This window comes from Leifsonia sp. NPDC058248 (assembly GCF_042881905.1).
In the GTDB taxonomy this organism is placed as follows: domain Bacteria; phylum Actinomycetota; class Actinomycetes; order Actinomycetales; family Microbacteriaceae; genus Leifsonia.
In genome coordinates, this window is sequence record NZ_JBHVXB010000010.1 from 87583 (window position 1) to 103379 (window position 15797).

11 protein-coding genes are annotated in these 15797 nt (G+C 69.8%); 5 read left to right on the forward strand and 6 right to left on the reverse strand.

Going from position 1 to position 15797, the window contains the following annotated elements; translation table 11 throughout:
• Positions 1-12 precede the first annotated feature (12 nt).
• The 3 genes from ACFVV5_RS16195 to ACFVV5_RS16205 all read left to right on the forward strand — a co-directional run bounded on the left by ACFVV5_RS16195 (position 13) and on the right by ACFVV5_RS16205 (position 4384).
• Entirely contained in the window at positions 13-2016 is a 2004-nt protein-coding gene (locus ACFVV5_RS16195; RefSeq protein ID WP_387246143.1) for a M13 family metallopeptidase, read from the forward strand.
• 130 nt (positions 2017-2146) lie between these two features.
• Complete coding sequence (locus ACFVV5_RS16200) at positions 2147-3076, forward strand: serine hydrolase (RefSeq protein ID WP_387246145.1); 930 nt, start codon at positions 2147-2149, stop codon at positions 3074-3076.
• Positions 3077-3157: 81 nt separating this feature from the next.
• Positions 3158-4384: a PrsW family glutamic-type intramembrane protease gene (locus tag ACFVV5_RS16205; RefSeq protein WP_387246147.1), complete on the forward strand. Its 1227-nt coding sequence runs from the start codon at positions 3158-3160 to the stop codon at positions 4382-4384.
• Here the strand turns inward: ACFVV5_RS16205 and ACFVV5_RS16210 are convergent.
• From ACFVV5_RS16210 to ACFVV5_RS16235, 6 genes are all read right to left on the reverse strand, one after another.
• Entirely contained in the window at positions 4371-5444 is a 1074-nt protein-coding gene (locus tag ACFVV5_RS16210) for an NAD-dependent epimerase/dehydratase family protein (protein ID WP_387246149.1), read from the reverse strand. The two genes, ACFVV5_RS16205 and ACFVV5_RS16210, sit on opposite strands and share 14 nt — an antisense overlap.
• 23 nt (positions 5445-5467) lie before the next feature.
• On the reverse strand, positions 5468-8017 hold the full coding sequence (locus ACFVV5_RS16215; RefSeq protein WP_387246151.1) for a phosphatidylglycerol lysyltransferase domain-containing protein: 2550 nt from the start codon (positions 8015-8017) through the stop codon (positions 5468-5470).
• A 38-nt stretch (positions 8018-8055) separates the two neighbouring features.
• Complete coding sequence (locus tag ACFVV5_RS16220; protein WP_387246153.1) at positions 8056-9444, reverse strand: glycine--tRNA ligase; 1389 nt, start codon at positions 9442-9444, stop codon at positions 8056-8058.
• 117 nt (positions 9445-9561) lie between these two features.
• On the reverse strand, positions 9562-10713 hold the full coding sequence (locus tag ACFVV5_RS16225; protein ID WP_387246155.1) for an esterase-like activity of phytase family protein: 1152 nt from the start codon (positions 10711-10713) through the stop codon (positions 9562-9564).
• 350 nt (positions 10714-11063) lie between these two features.
• A complete protein-coding gene (locus ACFVV5_RS16230) occupies positions 11064-11675 on the reverse strand; it encodes a GNAT family N-acetyltransferase (RefSeq protein WP_387246157.1) in 612 nt (203 codons plus the stop codon).
• Positions 11676-11698: 23 nt separating this feature from the next.
• Positions 11699-13012: a glutamyl-tRNA reductase gene (locus ACFVV5_RS16235; RefSeq protein ID WP_387246159.1), complete on the reverse strand. Its 1314-nt coding sequence runs from the start codon at positions 13010-13012 to the stop codon at positions 11699-11701.
• A 98-nt stretch (positions 13013-13110) separates the two neighbouring features.
• On the opposite strand from ACFVV5_RS16235, the gene hemE reads away from it, so the two are divergent.
• Both hemE and ACFVV5_RS16245 read left to right on the forward strand, forming a co-directional pair.
• The gene (hemE, locus tag ACFVV5_RS16240; RefSeq protein WP_387246161.1) at positions 13111-14262 is read left to right on the forward strand and encodes a uroporphyrinogen decarboxylase; all 1152 of its coding nucleotides are present in this window, start codon (positions 13111-13113) and stop codon (positions 14260-14262) included.
• 5 nt (positions 14263-14267) lie between these two features.
• Positions 14268-15791: a protoporphyrinogen/coproporphyrinogen oxidase gene (locus tag ACFVV5_RS16245; protein WP_387246163.1), complete on the forward strand. Its 1524-nt coding sequence runs from the start codon at positions 14268-14270 to the stop codon at positions 15789-15791.
• Positions 15792-15797 lie beyond the last annotated feature (6 nt).

Below are 15797 nucleotides of genomic sequence, written 5' to 3' on the forward strand. Positions count from 1 at the left end.
TAGGCTGGCGGAATGACTGACTCCGCCACCGAATCCGCCACCGAGTCCGGCATCGGCTCCGGCATCGAAACCGCTGAACTCGACCCGGCCGTGCGGCCGCAGGACGACCTGTACCGCCACGTGAACGGCCAGTGGATCGCACGTACCGAGATCCCGGCCGACAAGGCTCGCTGGGGCTCGTTCATGATCCTCGCCGAAGAGTCCGAGTCCGCCGTGCGCGACATCATCATCGAGGCGCAGAAGGCCGACGAGGGCACCGAGGAACGCACGTTCGGCGACCTGTTCGCCTCCTTCATGGACGAGGACCGCATCGAGCAGCTCGGAACCGAGCCGATCGAGAACGAGCTGGCCCTCGCAAGCGATGTCGACAGCATCCCGAGCCTGCTCGCCACCATCGGCAGGCTGGAGCGCCACGGCCTGGCCGGCTTCTACCAGCTGTTCGTCGACAACGACCCGGGCAACCCGGAACGCTATCTCGTCTTCGCCGAGCAGGCCGGCATCTCGCTGCCCGACGAGTCGTACTTCCGCGAAGAGAGCTTCGCCCCGATCCGCGAGGCATTCCTGGCGCACATCCAGCGGATGTTCGAACTGGCCGGCTCCGACGACGCGCCCGAGCGCTCGCAGCGGGTGTACGACCTGGAGAAGGCCCTCGCGTCGCACCACTGGGACAACGTGAAGTCCCGCGACTCGGAGAAGACCTACAACCTCTACAGCTGGCCGGATGCGGCAGCCCTCTTCCAGGGCTCGGCCGCCGGTGACGCCGACCTCACGGTCTGGGAGGAGGCGCTCGGCGCCCCCGAGGGAGCCCTGTCCGAGCTCGTACTGCGGCAGCCGTCGTTCACCGAAGGCCTCGCAAGCCTCCTCACCGAAGACCGCCTCGAGAGCTGGAAGGACTGGCTGGCCTGGCAGATCATCCACGGCGCCGCTCCGTACCTCTCGGGTGATCTCGTGGAGGAGAACTTCGACTTCTACGGACGCACTCTGACCGGCACGCCGGAGATCCGCGCGCGCTGGAAGCGGGGCGTCTCCCTGGTCGAAGGCGCGATGGGTGAGGCCGTGGGCCGCATCTACGTGGAGAAGCACTTCCCGCCCGCCGCCAAAGAGAGCATGGATGTGCTGGTCGCCAACCTGATCGAGGCGTACCGGCAGAGCATCCGGACCCTCGAATGGATGGGGGAGGACACCCGCGAGCGCGCCCTCGACAAGCTGGAGAAGTTCACGCCCAAGATCGGCTACCCGGTCAAATGGCGCGACTACTCGAGCCTCGAGATCGACCCCACCGACCTGGTCGGTAACGTGCGCGCGACCAGCACGTTCGAGTTCAACCGCGAGCTCGGCAAGATCGGCGAGCCGCTCGACCGCGACGAGTGGTTCATGACGCCGCAGACGATCAACGCCTACTACAACCCCGGCTTCAACGAGATCGTGTTCCCGGCGGCCATCCTGCAGTTCCCGTTCTTCGACGCGACCAGGGACGACGCGGCCAACTACGGTGCGATCGGCGCCGTGATCGGTCACGAGATCGGGCACGGGTTCGACGACCAGGGCTCCAAGTACGACGGAGACGGCCGCCTGAAGGACTGGTGGACCGAGGACGACCGCGCGGCGTTCGAGGAGCGCACCGGCAGCCTCATCGAGCAGTACAACGCCCTCGCCCCGGCACAGGTGCCCGACCACCACGTGAACGGCGCGCTCACCATCGGCGAGAACATCGGCGATCTGGGCGGTCTCGGCATCGCCTGGCGCGCCTACCGCATCTCGCTGAAGGGCGAGGAGCCGCCGGTCATCGACGGGCTCACCGGCGCGCAGCGCTTCTTCCTGTCATGGGCGCAGGCCTGGCAGCAGAAGGGGCGCGACGAGGAGGTCATCCGCCTGCTGGCGATCGACCCGCACTCGCCGAACGAGTTCCGCTGCAACCAGATCGTGCGCAACATCGACGCGTTCTACGAGACGTTCGACGTCACGGAGGACGACAAGCTCTGGCTCGAGCCGGAGGAACGCGTCACCATCTGGTGACTCGCGCATACCACCGTGGAGGAGGGGCGCAAGTCCCCCCTCCGCGGGGGTAACATCGAGCGTGTTGTGTCGTCCTGATCGGACGCCCGACACGTGGACCGGGGGGCCGCAGCCGAACGCATCACCTCCGATGAAGGACACCCCCACCGCCGTGACGATCCAGACCCAGGAATCCGAACGCCGAAGCCGGCACACCGCGCTCCGTCGCGGGCGCCACCGCGGATCGGACGCCTCCGAGAATTTCAGCCGCGGGTTCGCCTCCCTCGGCCAGCTCGCGCTCAACGGGGTGCAGGTCTCCGCTCGCGCCACCGACCTGTCGACCGGGACCGTGCTCTTCTCCGTCGACGACCACGTCGTGATGCCCACTGCCAGCATCGGCAAGGTGCTGCTGCTCGTCGAGGTCGCAGCGCGGCTCCAGACCGGCCAGCTCAGCCCTCTCACGATCATCGACCGCTCGCCCGAGGACGCGGTGGGCGACTCCGGGATCTGGCAGCACCTGCAGGTTCCGTCGCTGCCCGTCGCCGACCTGGCCGCCCTGATCGGGGCCACCAGCGACAACCTCGCCACGAACGTCCTGCTGCGCCGGGTCGGCCTCGAAGCCGTGAGCGCCCGCACGGAGGCCCTCGGACTCACCCGCACCGCCCTGCTCGACCTGGTGCGCGACCATCGGGGTCCGGATGACGCCCCGCAGCTCTCGATCGGCAGCGCGAACGAGCTCACCTGGCTGTTCTCGGCGCTCGCCCGCGGCGAGATCGTCGACCCGCCCACCAGTCAGCGGGTCATCTCCTGGCTCTCCCTGAACAGCGACTTCTCGCTGGTGTCGAGCGCGTTCGGCCTCGACCCGCACTCGCACCGCTCGGCCGAGCACGGCATCCTGCTGGTCAACAAGACGGGCACCGACCCCGGCGTGCGCAGCGAGGTGGGCGTGCTGCGCGGCCCGCGGGCCGGCGTCACCTACGCGGTCTCGATGTACTTCGACGACGCGACCCTTCCGACCCGGCTGTCGGTGATCGACGGGATGCGCACCGTCGGCCTCGACCTGCTGGAGTACGTCTTCTAAGCCGGCGCGTCTGCGCGACAACGGTCGGACTCCCGTTCCGGGGACTCGACGCCGGGCGCCGTCGGCGGTGATAATCCACCTGTGACCTACGGCTATCCACCACAGCTGCCGCCGAGCGGCTGGTACCCCGACCCGCAGCCCCTCCCGCAGTACCGCTGGTGGTCGGGCACGATGTGGACGGCGTACGTCCACCCGCCGCGCGAGCCGGCGACCGTCGCCGTCGGCGGAGCATCCGATGCCGCCGCAGGCTCGGCTGTAAGCGCCGCCACCGGCCGCAAGCGCATGTGGCTCGGCCGGTTCGGCGGATTCATCATCCTGGGCGCGTGCGCGGGCATCTGGGTCTGGCTCATCGGGTTCAGCCTGATCCTCGACGCGATCGCGCCGGCCGACGACAGCGGCGGCCCTGTCTTCCTGTCGCCCTACCTGCTCGTGACCGGCAGCGTGGCCGTCGCCGCGTCGATCATGTACACAATGGCCTACCGGCTGCGGCCGGCCGACGGGCTCACGGCATCCCGTCTCGTCATCATCGCGCTGGTCGGCGGAACGGGCGCGACCCTTCTCGCCATCCCCGTGAACTCGCTGATCGACGTCGCGGGCGGCGGCACCGAGGCGCGGCCGAGCGCCCTCGCGCTGGGCATGGCCGGCGTCGTGGAGGAGCTGGCGAAGATCCTGTTCGTCGTGCTGCTCGCCTGGCGCCTGCCCGTGAAGAACGCGCGCATCGGTCTGTTCGTGGGCGGCGCGGTCGGGTTCGGCTTCAGCGTCATCGAGAACCTGAGCTACCTCGAGCAGGCGTTCGCGCTGGGGGCAGAGAAGGGCAACGCGTTCGGGTCGTTCATCGAGACCGTGATCGTGCGGGAGGTGACGGGACCGTTCCTGCATCCGGTGTTCACGGCGTTGCTGAGCGCGGCGGTGTTCGCGGCGGCGCGCAACGGACGGTTCCGCATCACGTTCGGCGTCATCGGCACCTACCTGGCGGTGGCGACAGCGCACGGGCTCTTCAACAGCATGTTCACGCTCACCCGCCTGATCTCCCGGGACGCCGTCGTCGCCGGGCTGCTGACCCTGCTGTTCACGGTGCTGCTCCTGCTCGGCTCCGGGCTGGCCTGGCTGCTGGTCGCCCGCCGCGCCAAACGGACGGCGCTGGCTCAGGAGGCGGCCGCCGCGGCCGCGGCGTATCGGGCGGCGGCACTCCGGACGGAGCCGCAGGTCGGGCCCGGTTCGCAGCCGGCGCTCGCAACGGACCCTGGCCCGGAACCCGCACCGGACGCCCGCGCCGACCCCACCCGCGAGCGGATCAACGCCCCGTGACGCGGCCCCGAACGAACGCGTCCTCCGCCGCGTAGTCGAACCACTTGTCCGTGACGGCGCGTTCCGCCATCGACGGGAACACCGCCTGCCACCCTTCCTCGCGGCGGGCGGCCAGCTCCACTTCGCGCACCGTCCAGTCGACCGCGTCGGCCACCGCATCCGCGTAGCTCACCGGCTGCCGGTAGCCGAGCTCGACGGTGGCCGCGGCCATGCTCAGGAGCAGCGGATGCGCGACCGACCACGGCGTCGAGCCCAGGTTGTCGACCGGAGGGCCGGGGAAGGCGACGATCTCCACCTCGCGGTCGAGCACCCCGAAGATCGTGCGGGCGATCTCGGCCACGCTCAGATTGTCCTCGTCGACGGCGTTCAGGATGCGCCTGCCCGGCTGGTTCGCGCACAGCGACACCAGCTCGGCGATGTTCACCGTGGCCGAGGTGCTGAACCGGTTGGTGCCGTCGTCGGAGAGCACCACGCGTCCGCGGTGGTCGAGGGCGCGCTTGATGAAGAACCATTCGCGGAGGGCCGGACTGAACGGCCCGTGAACGGCGCCCGGGCGCAGGATGCTCACCGGCAGGCCCTCCGCCGCCATCAGCTTCCGCTCCATCGCGGCCTTCAAGGGCGAGTACGTCTTCTCGCGGTTGCGCACGGTCGCGTCCGTCTCGCGGAGCGGGATCGGGTAGTCCGGAAAGTCGTCGGGCCCGGTGACCACGTCGAGGTAGCCTCCGTGCGCGCCGGTGTAGACCGAGCCGGTGGAGATCACCACTAGCGAGCCGACATCGCCGGCCAGCTGTGCGAGCTGGTCGGCGTGGCGGGGTTCGTACGCGACGGTGTCGAGCACGAGGTCGTGTCCACGCGCCCGGGCGAGGAGACTCTCGGTGTCGTCCCGGTCGAGGCGGATGGTCGTGACGTCGAGGTCGGCGAGCCCGGCATCCCCCGAATGCTGCCCGCGGTGGCCGATGAGCACGGACCAGCCGTCGGCCGCCAGACGCCTGGCCGCGGCAGCGCCGATCTGGCCCGTTCCTCCGATGATCATCGCTGTGCGGGTGGTGTCAGCCTGCATGGCACCAACCTACGCCGCGCGGGTCAGTTCATGAGCGTCCGCGCGAGCGCCGGATACTCCTTCGGGCTGACGTCGGGCAGGTAGGCCCGGCCGATGGCGGTGCCGATGGCCGGTAGTGCGAGCGAGTCGCCGTAGGCCAGGTAGACGGTCTCGTACGTCGGATCGAAGGTGCTCTTGAAGGCGGCCAGCGAGGCGAAGCCGTGGGCGGGTTCGAGGGCGCGGGCGAGGAAGCCGAGAAGGCTGTCCAGGGCGGCCCGCTCTGCCGCGTCGGCGCCGCCGCCGTTGCCCTGGCCGTTGCCCTCCGGTTCGATCGCACGAGGTGCGCCCGAGAGGCTGATCTCCTCGATGCCGTCCTCCTGCAGGCGCAGAGCCGCCGACGCGATGACGAACTCCATGATCCCGGGCTCCGCGTCGTCCGAGCGCCGCATGAAGTCGATCGTGTACCCGACCACCTGCCCGTCGCGATAGCGGGGCAGCCAGCTGGTCACGGCGAGCATCCGGCCGTCGGGCGCGATGGCGAGGAACAGCCGCACCGCGGGGTCTTTGAGCTCGCTCAGGCCGCCGAAGGTGAAGTCCAGCTCGGGGAGCTCCTTCTCGGAGAGCCACTGCTCGCAGATCGACTCGATCTGCGCCGCCATCGTCGGCGTCAGCTCGTTCCAGGTGGTCCAGACGGTCGCGACGGCGCCGTCGAGGCCGCGGTCGTGGGCCTGACGCACCTCCTGCCAGGGCGTGCCCGTCGGCGCGGACGTCTGCGGGTGCAGCAGCGTCTCCTCGCCGACCGGCAGGTACTGCCAGCCGAGCGAATCGAACACGGGGAGGGTCTCGCGGTGCACGCTGTAGAACGCGGGTGTCCAGCTGTTGACGTCGCAGAAAGCGATGAAGTCGGTGATGGTGCGCTCGGCCCGGCCCGGTTCGCAGACCGGATCGGACAGAGTGATCGCGACGCCGTCGATCACCCGGTAAGCCACCGCGCTCTCGCCGTCCTCGCTGAACCAGTAGACGTTGCCCGGCCAGGTCCCCATGAAGCCGAGGGTCCCGCCACCGCGCTCGAGCAGGCTCCGGAAGTGCTGCTCGTCGCCGTGGGTGCGCCCGGTGACGGTGGCGCGGTACAGCTGGAGCGTCGCGAGGGTGAAGACGAGCCAGAACGCCGGCCCGACCCACTGATAGAGCACGACGACGACCGGCGCGGTCGGGTAGATGACGATCCCCAGCACCGCATCGAAGCCGGTGGGGATGAAGCGCCGGATGGTCGAGGCGAACACATCACCGATCGACGCGTTGGGCACGTACTCGTCCAGCGAGGCGAGGCCGGCCACGAGGTAGGCGATCGCGAGGACGGCGAACGAGATCGAGACGATGAACGCGAACCGGGCGACGGCACTGCGCGGCGCCCGGAGCTGGAAATGCCGCCGCGTGGTGACGAGCAGGACGATCGATCCGATCGGAACCAGCAGCGCCGTGATCAGCCAGAAGGAGATCTCGACGAGCTGCCCGAACCCCCTCGCGCTGTTCACGTCGATGAAGATGTTGCCGAGCCCGAACACGATGAACGCGAGCAGGATGGTGGCCGCGTTGACGACGATGCCGAGGACGAGCGCGAAGTGTCGCCCGCGCCTCAGCCCGATCGCCGTGAGCAGCAGGAGCACCAGGGGCAACAGGCTGAGCACGAGCGAGCCGAGGCCGGTCGCGGCGGAAGCCGCGAGGTCGCGGGTGCAGTTCGCGGTGAAATCCTTGTCGCACGCCGCCAGAACGGCCTGCGACACCTGCGTCGCCTGCGTCGGCCGCGCTAAGAGCTGCGCCAGGAACGACAGGGGTCCGAATCCACTGGGCGGCAGCAGGGCGGTCAGCGGCCCGAAACCGGTGATCGCGATGATCGAGGCCACCAGGTTCCTGGTCTCCGCGTGCGAGCTGCGCCGGAGGGGCATCCGGGAACGCCCCGGCCGGAGCAGCACGCCCAGCCAGAGGCCGAGAAGCCCGGCGAGCAGCCGGTAGAAGTTGTCCTGGTCGCCGTTGTAGAGCACGAACATGAGCACGACGGTGAAGGTCACCACCCGGATGCGCCGCCGCCACAGCGACGTCGCGAACGCGCTCGCCGTGATCAGGGCGCCCACGATCCCGACCGTCGGGTCGAGCGTGAAGCCGAACGAGCCGATGGCGGCCCAGAGCGCGCCGAGGTTCGCAGCGGCCCACTGGATCAGGACGCCGAGCAGGATGCCCACCACACCGGTCACCAGGAAGGCCAGGATCGTGCGCGCGGTCCCGAGCAGCCGCTCGGCCAGCGCCAGTGCGGTGAGGGCCAGCACCACCGCGACGACCAGCTGCACGGGGCCCTCGACGACGAACAGCGCCGTCAGCGGCGTCCACCACCAGCCGCTTCCGATCGTCGTGGACACCCCGGCCGCCCAGACCAGCGCATCCCCGCCGGTGGCTGCCGGATGCCACAGCGTGCCGGTCACGACGGACGTGACGATCACGATCGCCGCGAGTCCGAGGCTCGCCGGGGCACGCCAGGCGTAGCGCGCCACGGCAGCGCGGAGCGTCTTCGGGCTCTTGACGGGATCGTTCGCGGTCACAGTGGCATCGCCATAGCGGGGGCCCCGATCGGGGCGGCTCAGATCTCCTTGAGCCGCCCGGCGAGGTAGGCGTCGAGCTCGTCGACCGGGATGCGCTCCTGCTTCATGGTGTCGCGGTCGCGCACGGTCACGGCGTTGTCGTCGAGCGACTCGAAGTCGACGGTGACGCAGAACGGCGTGCCGATCTCGTCCTGGCGGCGGTAGCGCCGGCCGATCGCGCCCGAGTCGTCGAAGTCGACGTTGCGCTTCTTGCGGAGGGAGTCGGCGAGCGAACGCGCCAGCGGCGAGAGCCGCTCGTTGCGTGACAGCGGGAGCACCGCGACCTTGACAGGCGCCAGGCGCGGATCGAGGTGCAGCACGGTGCGCTTGTCGGTGCCGCCCTTGGCGTTCGGCACCTCCTCCTCGTCGTAGGCGTCGACCAGGAACGCCATCAGCGCGCGGGTGAGGCCGAACGAGGGCTCGATCACGAAGGGCACGAAGCGCTCGTTCTTGTTCTGGTCGAAGAAGCTGAGGTCTTTGCCCGACGACTCGACGTGCACGCGCAGGTCGTAGTCGGTGCGGTTGGCGACGCCCATCAGCTCGCCCCACTCGCCGGCGGGGAAGTTGAACCTGTACTCGATGTCGACGGTGCGCTTCGAGTAGTGAGCGAGCTTGTCCTTCGGGTGCTCGAACCACCGGATGTTCTCCGGAGTCATGCCCAGGTCGACGAACCAGTCCCAGCAGAGGTCCATCCAGGTCTGCTGCCACTCTTCATCGGTTCCCGGCTCGACGAAGAACTCGATCTCCATCTGCTCGAACTCGCGGGTGCGGAAGATGAAGTTTCCGGGCGTGATCTCGTTGCGGAACGCCTTGCCGATCTGCCCGATTCCGAACGGCGGCTTCTTGCGCGAGGTCTGGAGCACGTTGGCGAAGTTGGTGAAGATGCCCTGCGCCGTCTCGGGCCGCAGGTAGTGGAGGCCCGACTGGTCGTCGACGACGCCGAGGAAGGTCTTGAGCAGGCCCGAGAACTGCCGGATCTCGGTCCACTGGCCGACCTTGTCCGGATGCTCGGGGTCGGGGATGTCGGCGAGGCCGTTCACCGGCGGGTGGCCGTGCTCGGCCTCGTACTGCTCGAAGAGGTGGTCTGCACGGTAGCGCTTGTGGGTGACGAGGGACTCGGTGAGCGGGTCGCTGAACACCTGGACGTGACCGGATGCCTCCCAGACGGCCGTCGGCAGGATGACAGCCGAGTCGAGGCCGACCATGTCGCCGCGTCCGCGGACGAAGCTGTTCCACCACTCGCGCTTGATGTTCTCTTTGAGCTCCACGCCGAGAGGCCCGTAGTCCCAGGCCGACCGGGTTCCGCCGTAGATCTCTCCGGAGGGGAAGACGAATCCGCGGTGCTGCGCCAGCGTGATTACCGAATCGAGTCTCGACTGTTCAGCCAATGGTGCTCCCAAAATGTCCTGTGCTCCGGGCAGACGGCCCGCCGAATCAATCCTACTGACGTTGTCCAGCGCCCGAGGCCGTGGCAAGAGAGGGGAGCGAGAGCGTGACGTGCCGCGTTACTGCACCTTGACCTGGAGGTTCAGGACGCGGGTCCGCTGCGCCGTGCTGAAGTTGTCGTCGCTGATCAGGCTCACACCGAGCACGTGCTGCGATCCGTGCGTTGTGATGGCCATCCCCTCGAAGTTGTCGAGGAGCGGGTTCGCCTGCGGCTCCAATGGCGTCGCGCCCAGCGTGGGCCCCTTCACCAGGTCGGCGACGAGCTTCTTGTCGAGTGCGTCGCCGGCCGGCGCGGCCGACAGGTTCGGAACGCCGCTGACATCGGTCGCGTCCTTCAGGCCGCTCACGGCGTAGAGGTCCACCGCGTTGCCCGTGGTCGGCGAGAACGACGCCTCCTCCACCAGGAGCGCGTCGTCGCTGTAGGCGGCGACCTCGGGGATGCGCATCCCGGCTCCGGTGCGGTACTCGACCTGCTTCTCGAGCGACCACGCGCCGTGGCGATCCTGGGTGTAGACGAGGAACCGGTGGGCGGTCGCGTCACCGGACGCCGACACGTCGCCCGACAGTGCGCCCTCCATCGCCGCGACGATCGTGTGCCCCGACGGCGAGATCGTGAGCCCCTCGAGGGTCGCGTTGCCCGTGGCCTGCCCATCCGGTGTCGTGCAGGTCACCGTGAACCGCGCGGGCACGCGGAGCGACGACTTCTGGATGCCGTCCCGTCCGAAGATCCGGATCGACGGCTCGGTCTCCGAGCTGACGACGTAGTCGCCGTTCGGAAGCACCGCGAGGCCCTCGTCGTCGGAGGTCGTGCCGTCGTACGGCGTTCCGTCCGCCCGCTTCAGCACCAGGGGATCCCGCACCACCGTCGGGTCGGCGAGGTCGCGGAGGAACCAGATCCGGGCGGGATCGCTCGCGTGGTTGTCGACGGCGGAGATCCACGAGTTCGAGCGCTTGTCGAACGCCAGCGACGACAGGCCGCCGAGAGCGACTCCGTTGTGAACGAGCTTGTTGAGCGAGTCGCTGTAGCCGAGCGCGGTCGCACGCGGCGGAATCAGCCGCGACTCGGGCTTGCCTTTGCCGAACGGCAGCCGAACGACCTGCGGATCGTGGTCGCTCACCTGGTCGGCGAACTCGGAGTTGATGTGCACGACCTGGTACTGCGGTGCGCCCGTACCCGCTGTGACGAGGATGTGGTCGAGCACCTCGCTCACACCCTCGAAGTCGTACGTGTACTGCTCGTTCGCAGGCAGCGTGGAGATCAGGTCGGTGAGGATCGGCTCTCCGGACGCCTGACCGGTGAGGGTCGCGAGGGCGGGGCTGAACTGGTAGATCGATCGGAGCGCTGCTGCGGTTCGTCAGCTCGATGAAGTCGTTCTTGTACGTCGAGCCGGAGTTGCCGCCGCCTCCGTACACCTCGTTGACGACGAGGCCGGCTGATGGCGCGGCCGAGGCCGGTGACGCGATCAGGAAGGCAGCGACGACACTCATCGCTCCAGCAGTGGCGAGAGCGGCGCGACTCCCTCCGGTGAGGACGACGCGTAGCAGGTGCGCCCGGATGCCCCTACCGGGAGCGGTACTCGTGGTCGAGCATCGCGTAGACCGCGGTGTCGCCCCACTCGCCTTTGAAGATCTCGGTCTCGCGCAGCAGCGCCTCCTTCTGCATGCCGAGCCGCTCGCACAGCCGGGCGGACGCCTCGTTGCGCGGGTCGAGCTGGGCGAACACGCGGTGGGCGCCGAGGTTCTCGAAGCAGACCTTGAGCACCGCCTCCGCAGCCTCGGTGGCGTAGCCGCGGCCGTGCACGGCCGGGTGGAACACCCAGCCGAGCTCGAGCTTGGCGAACTTCGCGCTCTTGAGGAAGATGCTCAGATCGCCGACCACCCGGCCGTGGCCGCCCGCGGGGTCGGGGAGCTCGACCGCGTAGATGAGGCCGTCGCCGTCTTCGGCGAGCCGGTTCATCGCGATGCGCTTCTTCAGGTGCTCCGCCGACTCCTCGTGGTCGTGCACCTCCCAGTAGAGGTAGCGCACGACGTCTTTGAGTCGCTGGTACGCGTGCACGTCGTCGAGGTCGTCCGTGTTGAGCGGCCGCAGGACCAGTCGCTCGGTGCGCAGCTCTTCTGCGCCGTACGGCAGGCCGTTCAGGCCGTGGGGGTCTTCGTCAGCTCCGTTGCTCACTGGTCCTCCTGGGGTGTGGGTGGTCAGGATGCGGCGGTCTGGTCGTCGCCGACCGCGCGCAGTCGGCGGTCGGCGGCAGCGGAGGCGTCGTCGACGTCGAGGCCGAAGAGCGTGTTGGCCGCGTCGACCACGGCCTGCGCCTCGCCGGAGCGCGCGAGCTCACGGGCGCGGACGGACGGCGTGTGCAGCAGCACGCCCGCGAGGTGACGCAGCGCGGACTCGGTCTGCTCGGTCGAGTCACCCCGGGAACGGGCCCGCTCGATCTCGGCGTCGAGCACGTCGAACACGTGCTTGCGCAGCGCGACGAGCGCCGGGGTCACGGACTGCTCGGCCGACTGGGCGGCGAATTCGGCAGCGGCGGCGTCGACGATCAGCCGGGCATCCTGAGCCGCGTTCAGCTCGTCGAGCGGAGCGTGGCGGCTGATGGTCTCGAGGTCGAGCAGTTCGATGCCGCGCAGTTCGGCGACCGCAGGGTCGACGTTGCGGGGGAGCCCGAGGTCGATCACCAGGCGGCGTTCGAGCGCTCCGGGCATCCCGAGCGCTTCGGTCAGCTGGGCGCGGGTGAGGATCGGTTCGGTGGCGGCACTGCAGGTCACGATGAGGTCGCTCTGGGCGATCGCGTCGATCAGGTCGCCCGCTTCGACGGGCCGGATGTCATGGGAGAGCGCGAACTTGACCGCGCGGCCCGACGGCGAGAACACCTGCACGTCGACGACTCCGCGATCGCGCAGGGCGGCCAGGCTCGCGCCGGCGTAGGCGCCGGTGCCGACGAGCAGCACGCGGGTGGCCGCCCAGTCGGTCACCCGGCTCTCGGCCAGGTCGAGGGCGAGGCGCACCATGGAGCGTCCGGCCGTGGTGATGCCGGTGCGGTTCTTGACGCCGCGCGAGGTGCGGGACGCCCCCTGGAAGAGTCGCTCCAGGTCGTGCGTGACGGTTCCGGATGCTCGCGCGGCCTCGAGCGCCCGGCGGACCTGCCCGGCGATCTCGCCTTCGCCGACGACCACGGACTCGAGTCCGCTCGACACGGCGAAGAGGTGCTCGGCGACTCCGTGGTCGGAGATGACCGTGCTGGCGGCGCGCAGTTCGTCGGCGTCGATGCCGGCGGCGGCGCTCACGGCCTCGATCACGGTCTCGGCCGAGACGGCCAGAGCGGCGGTCAGCGGCTCGTCCACATCCAGGTAGGCCTCGAAGCGGTTGCAGGTGGCGAGGACCACCGATCCGCTGATGACTTCGCTGTGTTCGGCGAGCGCGGCCTTCACAGCCGGAGCGCGGAGCTCGAGCCGTTCAAGAAGGTCGAAGTCCGCAGTGCGGTGGCTCGACGAGAAGCAGAGAAGCACGGGCGAAATCCTACGCTTGCTGCCGTCGAACCTCGAATCGGACGGGTCCCCAGCGCGGTCCCCAGGTTTCATTCCCGGCACTTTGACAGAATCAGAGGGTGAACACCCTCGATCCGTCGCATCCGCTCAGTGCGGCGCGCACCGCATCCTCCCGCCTCGTCCGCGCATATCAGGGGGTGCGTCAGGAGGTGACACCGGTCTGGTTCATGCGTCAGGCGGGTCGCTCGCTGCCGGAATACCGGGAACTGCGCGTCGGCACCCGGATGCTCGACGCCTGCCTCGACCCGGCGCTCGCCAGCGAGATCACCCTGCAGCCGGTGCGCCGCCACGGTGTCGACGCCGGCATCTTCTTCAGCGACATCGTCATCCCGCTGCGTCTCGCCGGGGTCGACGTCGACATCGTCCCCGGCAAGGGCCCGGTGCTCGGCAGCCCGGTTCGCACGGCCGACGACGTGTCGCGGCTCACCGAGCTCGACCCGGCCTCCCTCACCGACGAGACGTTCGCCCCGATCATCGAGGCCGTCCGGCTGACGACCGCGGAGCTCGGCGACACCCCCTTGATCGGTTTCGCCGGTGCGCCGTTCACCCTCGCCGCCTACCTGGTCGAGGGCGGTCCTTCGAAAGACCACATCCGCGCCCGCACGATGATGCACGCCGACCCGATCGCCTGGGCGAGGCTGATGGACTGGACGGCCGACGTCACCGGCGCCTTCCTCCGCACCCAGGTGGTGGCCGGCGCCAGCGCCGCGCAGCTGTTCGACTCGTGGGCCGGTTCGCTCTCACTGCACGACTACGCGACGCACGTCGCGCCCGCGTCGACCCGCGCGCTCTCGCATGTGCGCGACCTCACCTACGTGGTGACGCACGCTCCGGATGCCGCAGCGGACGCCGACGCGCGCGCAGACGAACCGCAGACCGAGACGCGCAACGTTCCGATCGTCCACTTCGGGGTCGGGACCGGCGAGCTGCTCAAGGCGATGCACGAGGTCGGGGCCGACGTGGTCGGCGTCGACTACCGCATCCCCCTCGACGAGGCGAGCCGCCGGCTGGGCCACGTCGTCCCGATCCAGGGCAACGTCGATCCGGCGATGCTCGCCGCCCCGTGGAAGGTGCTCCAGGCGCACGTGCTCGACGTGCTCGAGCGGGGCGCCGACGCTCCGGCGCACGTGCTGAACCTCGGGCACGGCGTGCCGCCGGAGACCGATCCTGACGTGCTGACCCGCCTGGTCGGCTTCGTGCACGGACTGTGACCGGCATGTCCGACCCCGCCGACTACGTCCGCAATGCCGTGGAGGTGCCGCCCACACGGGTCGTGGTGATCGGCGGCGGGATGGCCGGACTGGTCGCCGCCCGCGACTGCGCCCGTCCCGGGTTCGAGGTCACGCTGCTGGAGGCGTCCGACAGGGCGGGCGGTTCCGTCGCGTCCCTCGAGGTCGGCGGGATCACCGTCGACGCCGGTGCGGAGAGCTTCGCCACGCGCGGAGGGCACGTCTCCGCCCTGATCGAGGAGCTCGGACTCGCCGGCGACATCGTGCAGCCGAATCCGGCCGGCGCCTGGGTGCGGTACGGAACGCACACGGTCCCGTTGCCCAAGGCCGGCCTGCTGGGCATCCCGAGCTCACCGCTCGCTTCGGACGTGGTGCGTGCCATCGGCTGGGGCGGCGCCTGGCGCGCCTACCTCGACCGGATCATCCCGGTGCTGAAGATCGGCCAGGAGCACAGCCTGGGCGTTCTGGTGCGCAAACGGATGGGCGCCAAGGTGCTCGACCGTCTCGTCGCCCCGATCGCCACCGGGGTCTATTCGGCGCAGCCGGACGACCTCGACATCGACGTGGTCGCGCCCGGACTCAATTCGGCGCTGACCCGGCTCGGCTCGCTCTCGGGCGCGGTCGGCGAGTTGCGGAGCACGGCCAAGGCCGGCAGTGCGGTGGGCGGCATCCTTGGCGGGATGTGGCGGCTGCCCGCCGCGGTGGTGGCCGACTTCGAGGCGCGCGGGGGAGTGCTGCGGACCGGCGCGGCCGTGACCGGGCTGGAGCCGTACGCTCCGCCGGAGCCGGGTGAGACCGCTGAGGGCCCGGATGCGGGCGAAGCGCCCGAGTCCGCCCGCTGGACGGTGCGCCTGGCCGACGGCGAGGTTGTGCACGCCGATGCGGTGATCCTGGCCGCACCCGCCTCCGTCGCGCTCGCACTGCTCGGGGGAGCATCCGAGAGCCTGGCGACGCTTGCAGCCCTCGACTGGCCGCCCGCGTCCAGCGTGGAGCTCACGACTCTCGTGCTCACCGACGATCGCCTCGCCGCCGCACCGCGCGGAACGGGCGTGCTGGTGGCGGATGCCGAACAGTCCGACGTCACCGCCAAGGCCATGACGCACTCGACGGCCAAGTGGTCCTGGCTCGCGGAGAGCGTCGGGGCAGGAACGCACGTCGTGCGGCTGTCGTACGGCCGGGCAGGAAGGCCCTCCGAGACGTCGGGGCTCGATGACGCCGGACTGCGGGCGCTCGCGCTCGCCGACGCCGCGGCTCTGCTCGATATTCCGCTGCAGGAATCCGACCTCGCCGGATTCGCCCGCACCAGGTGGACGAACGCGCTTCCCTACGCCGCGCTGGGCGAAGGCGGCCGCATCCGGGGCGTCCGCGAGGCCGTCGATTCGGTCGACGGGCTCGAGGTCACCGGGTCGTGGCTCACCGGAACCGGACTCGCATCCGTGATCCCGGATGCTCGCGAAGCGGCCACGCGCACCAGGGGTCTACGCTGGAGGGCACTGACCGAGAACCTTTGACGAACG